The organism is Rhodopseudomonas sp. (assembly GCF_013377015.1).
Lineage (GTDB): Bacteria > Pseudomonadota > Alphaproteobacteria > Rhizobiales > Xanthobacteraceae > JARJEH01.
Map to the genome: position 1 here is coordinate 61,623 of NZ_JACABA010000003.1, position 16,980 is coordinate 78,602.

A 16,980-nucleotide genomic window follows, 5' to 3' on the forward strand; every position below is an offset into this window, starting at 1 on the left:
TGAAAATGCTCCTTGCACCCGCAAACGACAAGGCTGGGACGCCGGCGCTGCGCCGGTCGTCAACCGGTTTCGTCAGCGATCATTTGCCGGCATGCCCCAAAACCGGGGTCCATTTGGCGATTTCGCCCCGCACCAGCGCCATCAACGCCTCCGGCGTGCGTTCCGCAGGACCCGGGATCACGCTGCCGAGAGCGAGAAGCCGGTTGCGAACCTCGTCGTCGTCGAGCGCCTTGCCCACCGCCGCATTGAGCGCGGCAATGATCGGCGCCGGAGTTCCCTTGGGTGCGAAGATCGCATTCCATGCCTGAACCTGGAACGCCGGCAACCCAGCCTCAGCCGTGGTCGGAACCTCGGGCAGCGCCGGGTTGCGCTCGGGCGCGGCGATCGCAAAGGCCTTGATGGTTCCGGCATTGATCTGCGGCACGACATTGACGATCTGGTCGCAGAGGTAATCGATCTGACCGGCGGCCAGCGCTTTCATTGCCGGCGCAGTGCCGTTGAACGGCACACCGGTCGGCTTGATATTGAGGATGGAGTTCAACAGTTCGCCGGACACATGCGAGACCGAGCCGACGCCCGCATGCGCGACGTTCAATGTCGCGGTATTGGCCTTCAGATAGGCAACGAATTGTTGCAGGTCGTTTGCCGGAAAGTCCTTACGCGCGACGATCACGATCGGCGTCCCAGCCAGCAGCGCGACCGGCTCGAAATCGGCGTCGGGACGATAGGCCAGATTCGGATACAGCGGCACCGCCGCCCCGTGGGTTCCCATGTGCCCGGTGATCAACGTGTAGCCGTCATTGGCGGCGCGCGCCACGCGGGTGGTTGCGATGGTGCCGCCTGCGCCGACGATGTTGTCGATCACGATGTCCTGGCCGAGCGCTTTCGCCATATGCTCGGCGACGATCCGCGAGACCACATCGGTCGGGCCGCCCGCCGCGAACGGCACGATCATCGTGATGGCGTGCGACGGATAGAATTGGGACTCCGCAACTGCCGTCGATGCAGCCACGACCGCCGCACAGGCGATCACCATCAGCCGTCTGAGGAAATACACGACACGTCTCCGCCAAATTTCAACGTCAACAGGCAAAATCGGATCGACAATATTGAATTAACAACAGCGCGCCGCGTCCAATCGACTTCGAAATACGGCGCAGCCGTGCACTTGCGCGGGATCAACGCCCTGGTTCACGTTCTCCGCGACCCAATACCGAAAATCGCAGATCCCGCTGCTTCAGATTACGACCGCGCCGTCCCTGATTAGTAACAGGATATGTGCTCGGAATGCGCGCCTAATTATCCGCTTGGAAGCATCTTTTCAAGGCAGGCCGGATCTCGCTTTGTCGGAGAACGCGTTACGAACATAGCAAGTGCGCGCGCCAGACGTCCCATCCCTTCGCCGACTGCAGACAGGGGGCGGGCGATGGAGCGACCAGGTTCACGACCATCACCACTGCAATGCCAACCGCAAATCCGATCGCCGCGGAGCGGATCGCCGGCCAGTTCCAGATCGCTGCGGCTATCAGACCGCACATGCATCCGAGGAAGCCCAACCAGGTGTCAAACAATTGCATTAAATTGCTCCCTCGCCGCCGCCGCGGATCCGCGACATCAGCTTTCCGACTCCACGAATACTTCGTCTCTGCGCCTTCGGACATTCGGCAAGATCGCGATCACCAGCAGGAAGATCGCGATCTGCAGCAGATAGGCCGACAGCGGCCGGGTCAGGAACACCGTGGCGTCGCCGCGCGAGATCAGCAGCGCGCGGCGCAGGTTCTCCTCCATCAACGGCCCCAGCACCATGCCGAGTAGCAGCGGCGCCGGCTCGAACTCGTGCTTGATCAGCCAATAGCCGAGCAGGCCAAATGCGCCTGCCAGCACCACATCCACCGGCGCGTTGTTGATCGAATAGATCCCGATTGCGCAGAAGACCACAATCGCCGGAAACATCAGCCGATACGGCACCCGCAGCAGCCGCACCCAGATCCCGACCAGCGGCAGATTGATCACCAGCAGCATCAGATTGCCGATCCACATCGAGGCGATCATGCCCCACACCAGTTCCGGCTGGTTCTGCATCACCTGCGGCCCCGGCACGATGCCGTGGATGGTCATCGCGCCGACCATCAGCGCCATCACTGCGTTCGGCGGAATGCCGAGCGTCAGCAGCGGGATGAACGAGGTCTGCGCCGCCGCGTTGTTGGCGCTCTCGGGCGCCGCGACGCCTTCGATCGCGCCGCGACCGAACCGCGACGGATCGCGCGCGATCTTCTTCTCGAAGGTGTAGGCGGCGAACGACGCGATCACCGCGCCGCCACCCGGCAGGATGCCGAGGATCGAGCCCAGAATCGTGCCGCGCAAGATCGCTGGCGCGGAATCGATCAGGTCCTTTTTCGTCGGCATCAGTCCGGTGATCTTCTGCTGCACCAGATCGCGGTCCATCTCGGCGCCGGCGTCGAGATTGCGGATGATTTCGGCGAATCCGAACACCCCCATCGCCACGGTGGCGAAGCCGAGCCCGTCGGCGAGTTCGGGAATGTTGAACGCCATCCGCGAGGCGCCAGTTTCGATGTCGGAGCCGACCATCGACAGCAGCAGGCCGAGCACGATCATCGCGATCGCCTTCAAGACCGAGCCTTTCGCCAATACCACTGCGAAGATCAGGCCGAGCACCATCAGCGAAAAATATTCCGCCGGGCCGAATGCCAGCGCGAGTTTGGTCAGCGGCGCGCCCAGCACCGCGATCAGCACGGTGGCGACGCAACCGGCGAAGAACGAGCCGATCGCCGCGATCGCCAGCGCCGGCCCGGCGCGGCCCTGCTTGGCCATCTGGAAGCCGTCGAGCGTGGTCACCACCGAGGTCGCCTCGCCCGGAATGTTGACCAGGATCGAGGTGGTCGAACCGCCATACTGCGCGCCGTAATAAATGCCGGCCAGCATGATCAGCGCGCCGACCGGCGGCAGCCCGAAGGTGATCGGCAGCAGCATGGCGACGGTGGCGATGGTGCCGATCCCCGGCAGCACGCCAACCAGGGTGCCGACCAGTGCTCCGATCAGGCAGAGGCCGAGATTGATCGGCGTGAGGGCAACACCGAAACCCAGCGCGAGATTGGAAAACAGATCCATCATCACGCACTCATGGGGTCAGGAATGACGGGAGCAATTGCAGCGGCAGCCCCAGCGCATAAGGAAACAGCAGACTGCACCCGGCGGTCAGGCAGATGCCGACGACGATGGTTTCCTTCCATCGCGTCTCCGGCGTGCCGAGCGCCGCGATCATGAAACTGCTGAAGGCTGCGACGACCAGGCCGAGCGGCCGGATCGAGGCCGCGAACGCCAGGATCGCAAGCGACACGAATAGCGGGCCGCGCCAGGCATAGGTCGCATGCGCCGGGCCATCGGTCAGAATTCCGGTGGCGGTGATCGCGGCGCCCAACACCAGCAACAACACGGCGAATATCCGCGGCGCAGTCCCGGCGCCGAACGAAAAGCCGTGCATGCCCTGCAGGTCGCTCGATGCCCACAGTGCGAACGCCGCGATCGCCATCAACGCCAATCCGCCGACAAAGTCCTGCGGCCCGCGGACCCATTTCGGAAAAATAGAGTGGTCCGGCCTATGGCTCGGCACGTCGCTCATCGGCTCCCCCAGTCCAAGGGCTTCCCCAGTCCAAGGCTTTTCGCCCGTGTTGTTTGCATAGCGCTTGCGGCTAACTTTCTCTTGCCTAGCCAGTTTCGTCAGAGAACGCCAGCAAAGCCTAGGCATCCGCCTGCCAGCAACAGCCACAGCGGATTGAGCCGCGTGGTCGACGCCAGCAGCGCCGTCATCGCGGTGATCATCGCCGCGGCCAGCGACCGATCCGCGGTCAGCGCCAGGATCAGCCCGCTGGCGCTCATCAGCCCGATCGACAACGGCACCAGCGCCGCCTGGATGACCGACGGCCAGCGCGAATGGCTGGAGCGGGCCAGCAGCCTGTTGACGAAATAGGCCAGCGTCGCGGTCGGAACGCACATCGCCAGCGTCGCTACCAACGCACCGGCGATGCCGGCGACCTGATAGCCGATCAGCGTCACGATCAGCACATTGGGCCCCGGCGACAATTGCGCGATCGCGAACGCATCGGCGAATTGCAGGTCGGTCATCCAGTGCCGCAATTCGACGACGACGCGGTGGATCTCCGGGATCGCCGCGGCGGCGCCGCCGATCGCCAGCAGCGACATCAGCCCGAAGGTCCAGGCCAGAGTCAGGAGGGCGCCGACCCCGGTGTCGTTCATGCCGCCCGCCGCCTTGCGAAGGCGAGCCCGATACTGACCGGGATCGCCACCGCCAGCACCACCGGCATCGGCTGGCGCAGCAACCCGACCGCGACGAATACCCCAGCCAGCAGAACCAGCGCGATTGGATCGCGCTTGCGCACCAGCGGCATCAGCATTTTGAAGATCACCGCGAATAGCAGACCGACGGCGACGCAGGACACCCCGGCAAGCGCGCGTCGCAGCGCATCGAACTCGCCGTAGCGGGCGTACAGCGCCGCGAGAATCGTGACGATCACCACCGGTGGACCGAGCAGCCCGACGAACGCCGCGATCGCGCCGGGAATACCGCGAAAGCGCGATCCGAACACCACCGAGAGATTGACGACGTTAGGTCCGGGCAGGAAATGACAGAGCGCGAAAGTTTCGTTGAACTCGTCCGCGGTCATCCAGCGATGCTGCTCGACGATCGAGCGCCGCGCCCACACCAGCACGCCGCCGAAGCCGGCGAGCGACATTTTGGCGAAAGCCACGAACAATTCCAGCAATTGCGGCGCGGCGGCGGCCGGCGGAGCCGCCGCAGGAACCGCGGCTGGAGGTGAATCTAGTGCCATTTGGAAGGATTAGAACGGCGGTCGCAGCCGACCAAACGGTATTTTGACGGAATTCGGCCATCGCCACCGGTTACAATGGGCAAATGGCTGAATTGCCGCACTTTCTTCGCTGTGCCTTGCACCCTATATTGGCGGATCGGGGCCGTCCGTCAGCGCTTGCGCGGTTGAATTGCGGTTCGGAGCGCCGATCCCTGCTGACCTCGGGCGGTTGTCGGAGTACCATTCTGGTCAGGCGCGAGTCGGAGCCACCGACGTCGGTGCCCGATCAGCGTTTGATAGGCGAGCGACGGGACCAAGGCCATGGCGACCGACCACATTCGATACGATGTCCTTGCGCGCGATGCATTGCGCGGGGTTTTGCGCCGCGTCCTGACCGACGCCGCCGAGCACGGGCTGCCCGGCGAGCATCATTTCTTCATCACCTTCCTGTCCACCGCCGACGGCGTGAAGCTGTCGCCGCGGCTGTTGGCGCAGTATCCGGAAGAAATGACGGTGATTCTCCAGCATCAATTCTGGGATCTGGTGGTGACCGAGGACCGTTTCGAGGTCGGATTGTCATTCGGCGGCATTCCTGAGCGACTCGTGGTGCCGTTCAGCTCGATCAAGAGCTTCTTCGATCCCTCGGTGCAGTTCGGCCTGCAATTCGAACCCACGGAGGGTTCCGTCGAAGCCCCGGCCGCGAATGTTCCGGCCGCGGCGGCGCCTGCGGTCGCTACACCAGCGCCAGCCGAAGCCGGCGACGAACCAGCGAAGCCGAGCGAAGGCGCCGAGGTGGTGCGGCTGGACCGCTTCCGCAAGAAATAATCGGCGCGGAGCGATCTGTCTGCCGGCGACTGCGTTGCCGACTGAATGGTTACGCGCAACTGAGTCGCAGGACGACGGACAGCACCGATGGCCCGCTCACCACGACCGTCTGCGCCGCAGCCGACCCGCAGCGAAACCGATAGTTTCGGCGCCATCGACGTTGCGGCGGATCGCTATTGGGGCGCCCAGACCGAACGGTCGCGGCAAAACTTCCGCATCGGCCACGATCGGATGCCGATCGGGATCATTCACGCGCTCGGCATCGTCAAGCTCGCCGCCGCCGAAACCAATCACGAGCTCGGCCTGCTCGATCAGCGCCGCGCCCGCGCCATCGCCCGCGCCGCGCGCGAAGTGATCGCGGGCACGCTCGACGACCATTTTCCGCTGGTGGTGTGGCAGACCGGTTCCGGCACCCAGACCAACATGAATCTCAACGAGGTGATCGCCAACCGCGCCAATGAATTGCTTGGCTTCGAGCGCGGCGCCAAGAAGCCGGTGCATCCCAACGACCACGTCAATATGAGTCAGTCGTCGAACGATTCGTTTCCGACCGCGATGCATATCGCCGCGGCGCAAGCCATCGTCGCCGATCTGGTTCCGGCGCTGACCGCCCTGCTCGGCGCCCTGCGCAACAAGGAAAAAGCGTTCGCCGGCATCGTCAAGATCGGCAGGACCCATACCCAGGACGCCACCCCGCTGACGCTGGGACAGGAGTTTTCCGGCTACGCCGCCCAGGTCGACAGCGGCATCGCGCGGCTGCGCACCGCATTGAAGGATCTGTATCCGCTGGCACAGGGCGGCACCGCCGTCGGAACCGGTCTCAACGCCAAACCGCGATTCGCCAAGCTGTTCGCCAAGCGCACGGCCGCGATCACCGGGCTGCCGTTCACCAGCGCGCCGAACAAGTTCGAAGCGCTCGCCAGCAACGACGCCTATGTATTCGTGCATGGCGCGATCAACGCAGTCGCCACCGGCCTGTTCAAGATCGCCAACGATATCCGGCTGCTCGGGTCCGGGCCGCGTTCCGGCCTCGGCGAATTGATCCTGCCGGAAAACGAGCCCGGCTCGTCGATCATGCCCGGCAAGGTCAATCCGACGCAGTGCGAGGCGATGACGATGGTCTGCTGCCAGGTGTTCGGCAACCAGACCGCGATCACCGTCGCCGGCAGTCAGGGACACTTTGAGTTAAATGTATACAAGCCGGTGATGGCGCACGGCATGATGCAATCGATCGGACTGCTCGCCGACGTCGCGCGCTCGTTCACCGAGCATTGCGTCGATGGAATAAGGGCGGACGAGGCCCGGATTCGGGAGTTGATGGAACGCTCGTTGATGCTGGTGACGGCACTGGCGCCGAAGATCGGCTATGACAACGCCGCCATGATCGCCAAGACTGCCCATCAACGCGGCACCACTTTGAAGCAGGAGGCGGTCCGGCTCGGGCTGGTCACCGCGGCGGAATTCGACCGCCTGGTCCGCCCGGACAAAATGACGCATCCCGGATAGAGCGATTTTGCAGCGTCTGGCCTAGAAAATGCCGTTTGGGAAATTGATGCAAATCATATCCCTTGCTCGTACAGATTGATCAACTGGTGTCGCGGCGTTGCAGTCTGGGATTGGTAGTTCCCGTTTCGCGGAGACTAATTCTCAAGCAGCAACCGAGAGCGATGAGGATCTGTTTCTGATGGTGATCGAGCCGTCGATGGTCTGGTGCAATTCAGCCCGAACCGGAAACGTCGCGCGTTACCGATCTATTGGATGATGGGGGCGAGCGTGGCGGACGTGGTCAACCTGAAACGATTCAAGAAACGAGCGACGCGCGATCAATCCGCGAAGCTCGCCGACGCTAATCGTGCGCGTTTCGGCCGCACCAAATCCGAGCGCGCCCTCGACGAACAACGCACCAGCCGCGCGAACGATTTGCTCAATCAACACAGGCTCGGTGGCGAGGACGCGTCATGAAGTCGCCGGTCGTCAAACGCTCCATTGTGGTCGCGGGCCACAAGACCAGTGTCAGCCTCGAAGAGGCGTTCTGGAATGGCATGAAGGAAATCTCCAGCCTGCGGGACATGACATTGTCCGAGTTGGTCGGTGAGATCGATGGCAATCGTCAGCAGGGCAATTTGTCCTCGGCGATTCGCCTGTTCGTGCTGGACTACTTCCGCACCCGCGCGGTGAAGCCGGTCGCGGAAATCAAGTCAGAAGGCCTGACCGCACACTAACCTGGCGGTTCGGACCTTCCTTGTCGCGGCGCTGCGATTGCGAGCAGTGCACCGGATGTAGGATCTCGCGCGCCAAGACGTCGCTCACTGAGATGTCTGCGGCGCGATCGTCAGTGGCCGCCGCCTTGGCTGACGCACATCGCCAGGCGCCGGACGAATCTCGATTGGCGGCGGCAATGGCGCCGCCTGCTCGCGGGCGGCGGTCGGGCGCGAAGCCTGCGGCGGAACCGTTGCGCTTGGCGGTTGGAGGCGCGTCTTCGGCACGGCGTCGCGCGGATCGCGTTCCGGCACCGGCACATTCGCCACCGGCTGATCGGGTGCCCTCGGCGGCGGCTTGATCATCGGGGGAACGGAGGTTTCGGCCGGTTGCGGGCCGATAATCGGCGGCGATGACTTCGGTGGCGTCGCATTGTTTGGCGGCATCGAGGCAGGCAGCGGCGCTGGCGGCGCAGCTTCGCGCTCGAGCAATTCAAGCTTTTGCGTTTCGCGATCGATCCGCCGAACTGCCAGCCAAGACGACAACCCCGAAACGTCGACGCTACGGACCAACGCATCGGGCGGGCCGATCACGAACAGCTGGATCTCCGGGCGCACCGAAATGGTGGTCACTGTGGTCGAGGTCAGGGTGGCGCGGATGTCGACCTGATCGGCCGGGATATCGTAGCCGCCGGACACCACGGCCCGCGCCGTCGGGGAGTCCAGCGTGGTTGGCGGGACACGGAGCTGGCCGTCCTTCAGGCTGAACGGAATTTGCACCGCCGCGACCGGCAGCGCGCCCGCCGACAGCAGCGGCGCGAGCAGCCGTTCCAGGCTGGTGGCGTCGACCGGCTGCCCGGCATCGCCGGCGCGAATCGCGACCTCGAACGCTGCCGGATCGAGCCCGGCGATTCGCGCCGCGTCCAGCGACACCGTTCCGCCACCGGACAACGCGCCGGCCAGTGCCGCCGCGCTGCGCCCACTGCTGTCCAGCGTCATCCGCATCGCGACGCGTCCGGCCGGCATCGCCAGCGCGCGATAGCGCAGCGCGGCGGCATCGGCCCCGGCCAGCTGCAATCGCAGATTTAGCGCAACGCCGGCCTCCGATGGCTGCGCGTGGATGTCGACCTTGGCCTCGCCGCCGCCGAGTTTGCCGCCGGACTCGACCGTCAGTGAGCGGCCGTCGCTGCGGATCACGCCGCCGATCGGCTGCAGCTCGGAGCCGCCCGGCAGCACGCCGCGCAGCGCCTGGAACGCCAGCCGGCCGCGCCAGCCGCGCAGCAATCCGCGCCCGAGCGGGGCGGCCTGATTGCTGCCGGCGGCGCCGAGCGCCAGCCTGAACGCCGGCGCCAGCGCCAACGTGTCGACCCCCGCCTCGCCCTCGACCGCAATCTCGTCGCCCAGCGTCACCGCAACCCGGCCGCGAAGCTGCGAGCCGGCGGCGCTGCCGTTGATGGTGTTGAAGGTCAGTTTGTCGCCCGCCACCTCCAGCCGCGACGTCAGGCTGATCGCTGCCGCGCTCGCATCGGATCCTTCGAGCTGCAGCAGCGGCGCCACGCTGAGCCGGTGCGCGTTGAGGTTCAGCGTCGCTTTCGGCTCGACTGCCCATGGCTCGGCGCTGCCCTCGGCCTCGGCGTCGAGCTCCGTGCCGGTGAGGTGAAGCTTGAGCCGCAACGGCGCCCGCCAGGCCCCGGTCGCCGACGCCTCCAGCCGCGCCGCCCCCTCGCTGGCCGCGATCGCGCGCTCCAGACCGAGCAGCGCCAGCAGCGCCTGCCCGCGCTCCGCCGTCAGTCTGGTCTCCAGAGTGAGTTCGCCGCGCGATAGCGCATCAAGATCAGTAGCGCGAAGATCGGCGATCGCAGGCTTCGCGCTGAGGCTGGCGGTGCCCTTCAGTTGCGGCGAGTCGAGCTCGACCGTGGCACGAGCGTTGACGCGGCCAGGTGCCGCCTGCTTGGCGTCGAGGTCGAATGCCAGCGTCGCCCGCGTAGCGCCAGGTGTCTCGCCCATCGCGGCGAGCCGCGCCGCCGCCATCGGCGCGATCGAACCGATCGCGCCGGCGAATTGTCCCAACGACGCCGCGGTCGCGTTCAACTGCAAATGGCCGGTGCTATTGCCACGGTCAAACGAGCCCTCGCCCTGCAACATCAGGCCGTCGGCCGCGCCGATCTTCAACTGCTCCAGAGCGATCGCGCCCGGCCCATAATGCAGCCGCGCCACCACGGGCTGCAGGACTTGGCCCCGCGCGGTGGCGCGAGCGACATCGAGAGAAAGCACGGCTTCGTCGGGCCATTCGGCCAACGGACCGGCCAGAGATCGCAGCAGACCGATCGAGCCATCGAGGTCGAGCCGATCCGCTTTCAGCGCGGCTTCGACCCGCGAGCCCCGGCCGGGCGCCGGACTACTCAGCGCGATCCGTCCTTGCAGCGTGCCGCCGTCGAGCTCGGCTTTCAGCGCATCGATCAGTACGCTATCCGCGGCCATGCTGATCGCGGCCCGCGCGCGCAATGGTTTCGGCACGCGGCCGGCGCTGTCGCCGCGCCCCTGCAGCCACGCCGCCAGCAGATCCGGATCGGCGGAATCAATACTCAGCGTGCCCTTGAAACCATCGGCAGCCCCCGGCGCGGCTCCGCCGCTCAGCGCCAGCTGCGATCCGCCGGGCGCGCGCAACTCCAGCCGCTCGAGCATCCACGACCGGGTGTCGGAGCGCAGATCCGCGACGACGTTCTGCACCGGGCGCCCGCCCAGCATGATCTGCTCGGCGCTGATCTCGATCTGCGTCGCCAGCGCGGGTTGCGGAAGCGACCGGGCCAGGCCGCGCAATTGCGATGGCCATGGCGCAGGATCGGCTGCGGCGCCGTCTTTCGCCAGCAGCCGGTCGGCGTCGAGCTGTCGCGCCGACAGCGCGGCATGCAGCCGCGGCGACGCGCCGAAGCGCAGCTCGCCGTCGCCGGACAGTTTCAGCGCCCTGTCGTCGGGACCATAAAGGGTTTCGAGCTGTTCGAATCGGGCGGCGGCGGGATCGGCCTTGACCCGCGCCGAGACGCGCCACGGCGTCCGCGACGGATCGGGGTCGGCCCTGGCCGGCGCCGGCGCCGCCAGCATCACCGTGCCGTCGAATCGCGGCGACCGCGCCTCGAACGTCACCAGCCCGTCGAGATCGGCCGATAGCGCCCGCGCACCGGGATCGATCGTCAGATGCAGGCGCGTGCTGTTGCCGTTGGTGCCGCGGCCCGAGACCAGGCGAAACGGATAGCGGGCGCCGCCCATCAGGAAATTGCCGTCGCCGCGCAACGAGCCGGCCAGAGCGCGCAGCTCGCCGCTAAAAGCGATGTCGTTCAGCTCGACGGTCGAGCGGCTGGCGGCGTCATGCAGCGCGATCCGGCCGGTCAGATTGAACCGATCCACCGTGAGTCCGGCTAGATTGGACAGGCCCGAGGCCGGCCAGTCGAGCTTGCCTTGCGCGTCGAGACCGAGATCCAGCGCGAAGCCGTTGATGGTGAGCTGGTCGGCGCGCCACTCGCCACGCATCAACGCGCCGAGGCTGAATTCGACGTCGAGTTTGTCGGCGCGGACCCGGCCGGGATCATTGGCGCCGCCCACTGCCACCGACCGCAGCCGCAAGGTCGGGGTTGGCAACAGCCGCGCATCGAGCGCACCGGCGACGCGAACCGGCGCGCCGATCAGCCGCGTCGCCTCGGCCTCGAACTGCCCGCGGAACTGGCTCCAGTCGATGAAATACGGACCCACCAAGGCGGCGATCAGCGCAAGGATCAACGCCATCGCCAAGCCGAGCAGCGTCGTCTGCACGCGGTCTCCCCCGGGCGGATCGCCGCCCTTTGGTCTGAAGCAATAACTTAGTTACATCAACGCAAAGCGTGTAACTGTGGCGAACTCACAGCAACTGCCGGGCCGTTCCTGCAAACCAGAAAGCGAAGCCTATGCCTAGGCTTGCGGCAGGATCTTCCCGGGATTGAAGATGTTTTGCGGATCAAGCGCCTGCTTGATCGCGCGCATTGCCTCGATCGCCTCGATGCCGAGTTCAGCTTTGAGATACTTCTGCTTGCCCTGCCCGATACCGTGCTCGCCGGTGCAGGTGCCGTCCATCGCCTGCGCCCGCTCGACCAGCCGGTGCATGAATTCCTCGCCGCGCGCCATCTCGTCGGCGTCATCGACGTCGCACAGCAGCGAGCAATGGAAATTGCCGTCGCCGACATGGCCGACGATCGGCGCCAACAGACCTAGCCGCTTCAGGTCCTCCTCGGTCTCCACCACGCAATCGGCCAGCCGCGAGATCGGCACGCAGACGTCGGTGGCGACCACGCCGGCGCCCGGGCGCAGTGCCTTCACCGACCAATAGGCGTCGTGCCGCGCCTGCCACAATTTGGTGCGATCCTCCGGCCTGGTGGTCCAGGTGAATTCGCCGCCGCCGCAATCCTTGGCGAGTTCGGCGAAATTCTTCGACTGCTCGGCGACCTCGATCTCGCTACCGTGAAATTCCAGCAGCAGCAGCGGGGTTTCCGGCAGCGTCAGCTTCGAATAGGCGTTGCAGGCCCGCACCTGGGCTTCGCTGAGCAGCTCGATCCGCGCCACCGGAATCCCGGTCTGGATCGCCAAAATGGTCGCCTGGCAGGCGCCCTGCACGGTTTCGAACGAGCACGCCGCCGCCGCGATGGTCTCGGGGATGCCGCGCAACTTGATGGTGAGTTCCGAAATGATCCCGAGCGTGCCTTCGGCGCCGACGAACAGATGGGTCAGGTCGTAGCCAGCGGACGATTTCTTGGCGCGGGTGCCGGTGGTGATGATTTCGCCATCGCCGCGCACCACTTTCAAAGCCAGTACGTTGTCGCGCATGGTGCCGTAGCGCACCGCGTTGGTTCCGGAGGCGCGAGTCGAGGCCATGCCGCCGATCGAGGCGTCGGCGCCGGGATCGATCGGAAAGAACACGCCCTGGTCGCGCAGATTCTCGTTCAGCGCCTTGCGGGTGACGCCGGGCTGGATCACGCAATCCAGATCCTCGGCATGAATCGCCAGGATGTTGTTCATGTCGCGCAGGTCGATGCAGACGCCGCCGGCCGGGGCGTTGACCTGGCCTTCCAGCGAGGTCCCGGTGCCGAACGCGATCACCGGCACGACATGCCTGGCGCAAATCCGCACCACATCCTGGATGTCGGCGGTCTCCTGCGCCATCACCACCGCGTCCGGCGCCTGCGACGGCAGCCAGGTGGTGGTGTGGGCGTGCTGGTCGCGCACCGCCTGCGAGGTCACCAGGCGGTTGCCGAACCGCGCGGCGAGCGCTTCAATGGCGGCGGCCACCGCCTGCGGCTCGGCACGTTTCGGGATATTGGTGATGGTCAGACCCACGGCAAATCCTCCGGTAACGAACGACCGTGACAAAGGACGCCAAAGGGGTCAAGGGAGGATGGATGGTCTTTCGATGGAGAGCAAATGACGAGCCCTGCCGCCGACCTCGCGCTGCTGCCGGCGCCTTTTCTCACCTCGGTGATGCAAATCGAACCCGCCTGGATCGACTACAACGGCCATCTCAACATGGCCTATTACAACGTAATGTTCGACCGCGCGATCGACGAGCTGTGGCTGAAGCTCGGCATTGGCCCCGAATACATGAAGACCCGGGGCGGCTCGACCTTCACCGCCGAATGCCACGTCCGCTATCTGCGCGAGATCCATCTCGGCGATCCGGCGCAGGTCTCGATCCTGCTGGTCGCCGCCGATGAGAAACGTCTGCACACGTTCAAGGAACTGCGCCACGCCACCGAAGGCTGGCTGTCGGCCACCTCGGAGAACATGACCATTCACATGGACATGTCGGCACGCAAGACCGCGCCGTTTCCGCCGGATATCCGCACCCGCGTCGATACGCTGGCCGCATCACATGCTGGCGTCGCCCGGCCCGAGGGCATCGGACGCAGCATCGCGATGCCCTCGAAGCGAGGCTAGATCCGGGTAGCCGGCGGGCGCGCCGGGATAACCCTGTGCAGCGGCCCCGCAAAACCCTATATGCCAATGAATCTTGCTATGACGCTCCCTTTCTCGGGCCCGCGGTGCCACCGTCGGACGACAGACGATTCGCATGACTGAACCGATCAAGCGCACCGACAACGATCTGCCCGGCTATCAGCCCGCCGCCGGTGGCATCGCTGCGCGCGCGCGCGCGCAGGCCGTGCCGCAATATCTGTCGGGCCTCAATCCGGAGCAGCGCGAGGCGGTCGAAACGCTCGAGGGACCGGTGCTGGTTCTGGCCGGCGCGGGCACCGGCAAGACCCGGGTGCTGACCTCGCGGATCGCCCATATCCTTTCCACCGGCCGCGCCCGCCCCAATGAGATTCTCTCGGTGACCTTCACCAACAAGGCGGCGCGCGAGATGAAGCTGCGGCTGGGGCAGATGCTCGGCCAGGCGGTCGAGGGCATGCCGTGGCTCGGCACCTTTCATTCGATCGGCGGCCGCATCCTGCGCGTTCACGCCGAGTTGGTGCAGCTGAAATCCAACTTCACCGTGCTCGATGTCGACGACCAGATCCGGCTGCTGAAGCAATTGCTGGCGGCGGAAAACATCGACGACAAGCGCTGGCCGGCGCGGATGCTGGCCGGGCTGATCGACGGCTGGAAGAACCGCGGGCTGACGCCGTCGCAAGTACCCGCCGGCGAAGCCGCGGTGTTCGGCAATGGCAAGGGCGGCAAGCTCTATGACGCCTATCAGGAGCGGCTGAAGATCCTCAACGCCGCCGATTTCGGCGACCTGCTGCTGGAAGACATCAGGCTGTTCCGCGAGCATCCCGACGTGCTGCGGCAATACCAGAACCGCTTCAAATATATCCTGGTCGACGAATATCAGGACACCAACGTCGCGCAATATCTCTGGCTGCGGCTGTTGGCGCAGGCGCCGAGTTCGCAACCATCCCCCATCCTTCGAGACGCCGCGCGTCGCGCGGCTCCTCAGGATGAGGGCGTCGAGGACGTGGCAGACCCACACACCGACCTCGTCCCTCACCCTGAGGAGCGCGGGCAGAGCCCGCGCGTCTCGAAGGGCGAGGCCGAGGCGCCTGCCGCCACCGCGCCGCCCAAAAACATCTGCTGTGTCGGCGACGACGATCAGTCGATCTATGGCTGGCGCGGAGCCGAGGTCGACAACATTCTGCGCTTCGAACACGATTTCCCCGGCGCGAAAGTCATTCGCCTCGAGCGCAATTATCGCTCCACCGGACATATCCTCGCCGCCGCCTCGCACCTGATCGCGCATAATGAAAGCCGGCTCGGCAAGACGCTGCGCACCGAGGACGTCGATGGCGAGAAGGTCACCGTCACCGGCTCGTGGGATTCCGAAGAAGAAGCCCGCGCGATCGGCGAAGAGATCGAGCAGCTGCAGCGCGAGGGCCACAAACTCAACGACATCGCGATCCTGGTGCGGGCCTCGTTCCAGATGCGTGAATTCGAAGACCGCTTCGTCACCCTCGGCCTTCCCTATCGGGTGATCGGCGGCCCGCGCTTCTACGAGCGCGCCGAAATCCGCGACGCGCTGGCTTATCTGCGGGTGATCAACTCGCCGGCCGACGACCTCGCCTTCGAGCGCATCGTCAATGTACCGAAGCGCGGCCTCGGCGACGCCACCGTGCAGCTGCTGCACGATCACGCCCGCAAGCGCAAGATCCCCCTGTCCGAAGCGGCGCGTGCGATCGTTGAGAACGACGAACTGAAGCCGAAGGCGCGCGGCAGCCTGCGCGACCTGATGCTGTCGTTCGACCGCTGGCGCGGCCAGCGCGATGTGAAATCGCATACCGAACTCGCCGAGATCGTGCTCGACGAGAGCGGCTACACCGAGATGTGGCAGAAGGACCGCTCCGCCGACGCCGCTGGCCGGCTGGAGAACCTGAAAGAACTGGTCCGCTCGATGGAAGAATTCGAAAACCTGCAAGGCTTTCTCGAACATATCTCGTTGGTGATGGACCGCGAGGGCGGCGCCGACGAGGACGCGGTGTCGGTGATGACGCTGCATTCCGCCAAGGGACTGGAATTCGACAGCGTGTTCCTGCCCGGCTGGGAAGAAGGCCTGTTTCCGCATCAGCGCGCGCTCGACGATCAGGGCCGCGCCGGGCTCGAGGAAGAGCGCCGGCTCGCCCATGTCGGCATCACCCGCGCCCGCAAGCGGGCGAAATTGTACTTCGCCACCAACCGACGGATTCACGGCACCTGGAACACCACGCTGCCGTCGCGCTTTCTCGACGAATTGCCGGCCGACAATGTCGAGATCACCGAGTCGAAAGGCGGCTCCGGCTGGGGCGGCATGAGCGGCTACGGCCCGTCGCGGTTCGACAATGTCGAATCCTTCGGCTCCAGCTACACGACCCCGGGCTGGCAGCGCGCCCAGGCGCAACGCAGCCGCGGCTCCGGCGGCCAGGCCGGCGGCGGCTTCAACGAAAGCCAGTCTCCATTCGGCGGTTCGCGCAGCGACGCACCGGGCGCCGGCTTTGCGCGCCGCGGTCCGATGACTATCGAGGGCGAGCTGGTGGCGAAATCCACCGGCGCGACGTCAGAGTTCTCATTACAGGACCGGGTCTTCCACCAGAAATTCGGCTATGGCCTGGTGGTGAAGGTCGACGGCAACAAACTCACCATCGCGTTCGAAAAGGCCGGCGAGAAGAAGGTGGTCGATAGTTTCGTGGAGCGGGTGTGAGTTCAACGCTGCACTACATCGCCCTGATCCACGAGGACGCCGACGACTGCTTCACAGTATCGTTTCCCGACATTCCCGGGCTGATCACCGCGGGCGACACCGTCGAGGAAGCGATGGAGGAAGCCGAGGAGGCTCTGACCTTCGCGGCCGAGGACTGGACCAATGACGACGGATCGCGCGGCCTGAAGCCGCCGCGCAGCATGGATCAGTTGCGCGAAGACCCTGAATTCATCGAAGCTGCCAAGGACGCCATCGTCGTCGTGGTCGAATTCCCAGTCGACGCAGCGGAATAGCTCCGGCGGCCGACTGCGGCACGGTTGCGCATGCGCGCCCGCGTTCCTATGTAGCCATTCCGCGCCCGCGGGTTGCGTTTGCCTGCCCCGCCCGAACCCCCGCGGTTCGGGCCTGTCCCCCACCTCCG

General features: G+C 65.6%; 14 protein-coding genes. 7 read left to right on the top strand and 7 right to left on the bottom strand.

Going from position 1 to position 16,980, the window contains the following annotated elements:
• Nucleotides 1-79: 79 nt before the first annotated feature.
• The 5 genes from HXX15_RS15425 to HXX15_RS15445 form a co-directional block, all read right to left on the bottom strand.
• A complete protein-coding gene (locus HXX15_RS15425) occupies nucleotides 80-1,036 on the bottom strand; it encodes a tripartite tricarboxylate transporter substrate-binding protein (protein ID WP_296517596.1) in 957 nt (318 codons plus the stop codon).
• Nucleotides 1,037-1,614: 578 nt separating this feature from the next.
• Complete coding sequence (locus HXX15_RS15430) at nucleotides 1,615-3,132, bottom strand: tripartite tricarboxylate transporter permease (protein ID WP_296517080.1); 1,518 nt, start codon at nucleotides 3,130-3,132, stop codon at nucleotides 1,615-1,617.
• Between the two features lie 7 nt (nucleotides 3,133-3,139).
• Nucleotides 3,140-3,640: a tripartite tricarboxylate transporter TctB family protein gene (locus HXX15_RS15435; RefSeq protein WP_296517082.1), complete on the bottom strand. Its 501-nt coding sequence runs from the start codon at nucleotides 3,638-3,640 to the stop codon at nucleotides 3,140-3,142.
• A gap of 98 nt (nucleotides 3,641-3,738) precedes the next feature.
• Entirely contained in the window at nucleotides 3,739-4,275 is a 537-nt protein-coding gene (locus tag HXX15_RS15440; RefSeq protein ID WP_296517084.1) for a chromate transporter, read from the bottom strand.
• Complete coding sequence (locus HXX15_RS15445; RefSeq protein ID WP_296517086.1) at nucleotides 4,272-4,868, bottom strand: chromate transporter; 597 nt, start codon at nucleotides 4,866-4,868, stop codon at nucleotides 4,272-4,274. The genes HXX15_RS15440 and HXX15_RS15445 overlap by 4 nt, the downstream gene beginning before the upstream one ends.
• Nucleotides 4,869-5,168: 300 nt before the next feature.
• Between HXX15_RS15445 and HXX15_RS15450 the strand changes: the two genes are divergently transcribed.
• From HXX15_RS15450 to HXX15_RS15465, 4 genes are all read left to right on the top strand, one after another.
• On the top strand, nucleotides 5,169-5,672 hold the full coding sequence (locus HXX15_RS15450) for a ClpXP protease specificity-enhancing factor SspB (protein WP_296517089.1): 504 nt from the start codon (nucleotides 5,169-5,171) through the stop codon (nucleotides 5,670-5,672).
• 87 nt (nucleotides 5,673-5,759) lie between these two features.
• A complete protein-coding gene (gene fumC, locus HXX15_RS15455; protein ID WP_296517092.1) occupies nucleotides 5,760-7,178 on the top strand; it encodes a class II fumarate hydratase in 1,419 nt (472 codons plus the stop codon).
• 267 nt (nucleotides 7,179-7,445) lie between these two features.
• Entirely contained in the window at nucleotides 7,446-7,634 is a 189-nt protein-coding gene (locus HXX15_RS15460; protein WP_296517597.1) for a DUF4169 family protein, read from the top strand.
• Complete coding sequence (locus tag HXX15_RS15465; protein WP_296517094.1) at nucleotides 7,631-7,894, top strand: ribbon-helix-helix domain-containing protein; 264 nt, start codon at nucleotides 7,631-7,633, stop codon at nucleotides 7,892-7,894. Before HXX15_RS15460 ends, HXX15_RS15465 begins: the two co-directional genes overlap by 4 nt.
• A gap of 84 nt (nucleotides 7,895-7,978) precedes the next feature.
• Here HXX15_RS15465 and HXX15_RS15470 read toward each other — a convergent pair whose 3' ends face one another.
• Complete coding sequence (locus HXX15_RS15470; RefSeq protein WP_296517096.1) at nucleotides 7,979-11,677, bottom strand: AsmA family protein; 3,699 nt, start codon at nucleotides 11,675-11,677, stop codon at nucleotides 7,979-7,981.
• 135 nt (nucleotides 11,678-11,812) lie between these two features.
• Nucleotides 11,813-13,231: an FAD-linked oxidase C-terminal domain-containing protein gene (locus tag HXX15_RS15475; RefSeq protein ID WP_296517099.1), complete on the bottom strand. Its 1,419-nt coding sequence runs from the start codon at nucleotides 13,229-13,231 to the stop codon at nucleotides 11,813-11,815.
• A gap of 84 nt (nucleotides 13,232-13,315) precedes the next feature.
• On the opposite strand from HXX15_RS15475, the gene HXX15_RS15480 reads away from it, so the two are divergent.
• The 3 genes from HXX15_RS15480 to HXX15_RS15490 all read left to right on the top strand — a co-directional run bounded on the left by HXX15_RS15480 (nucleotide 13,316) and on the right by HXX15_RS15490 (nucleotide 16,852).
• Entirely contained in the window at nucleotides 13,316-13,828 is a 513-nt protein-coding gene (locus HXX15_RS15480) for a thioesterase family protein (RefSeq protein WP_296517101.1), read from the top strand.
• 133 nt (nucleotides 13,829-13,961) lie between these two features.
• The gene (locus tag HXX15_RS15485) at nucleotides 13,962-16,559 is read left to right on the top strand and encodes an ATP-dependent helicase (RefSeq protein ID WP_296517102.1); all 2,598 of its coding nucleotides are present in this window, start codon (nucleotides 13,962-13,964) and stop codon (nucleotides 16,557-16,559) included.
• Entirely contained in the window at nucleotides 16,556-16,852 is a 297-nt protein-coding gene (locus tag HXX15_RS15490) for a type II toxin-antitoxin system HicB family antitoxin (RefSeq protein WP_296517105.1), read from the top strand. Before HXX15_RS15485 ends, HXX15_RS15490 begins: the two co-directional genes overlap by 4 nt.
• Nucleotides 16,853-16,980 lie beyond the last annotated feature (128 nt).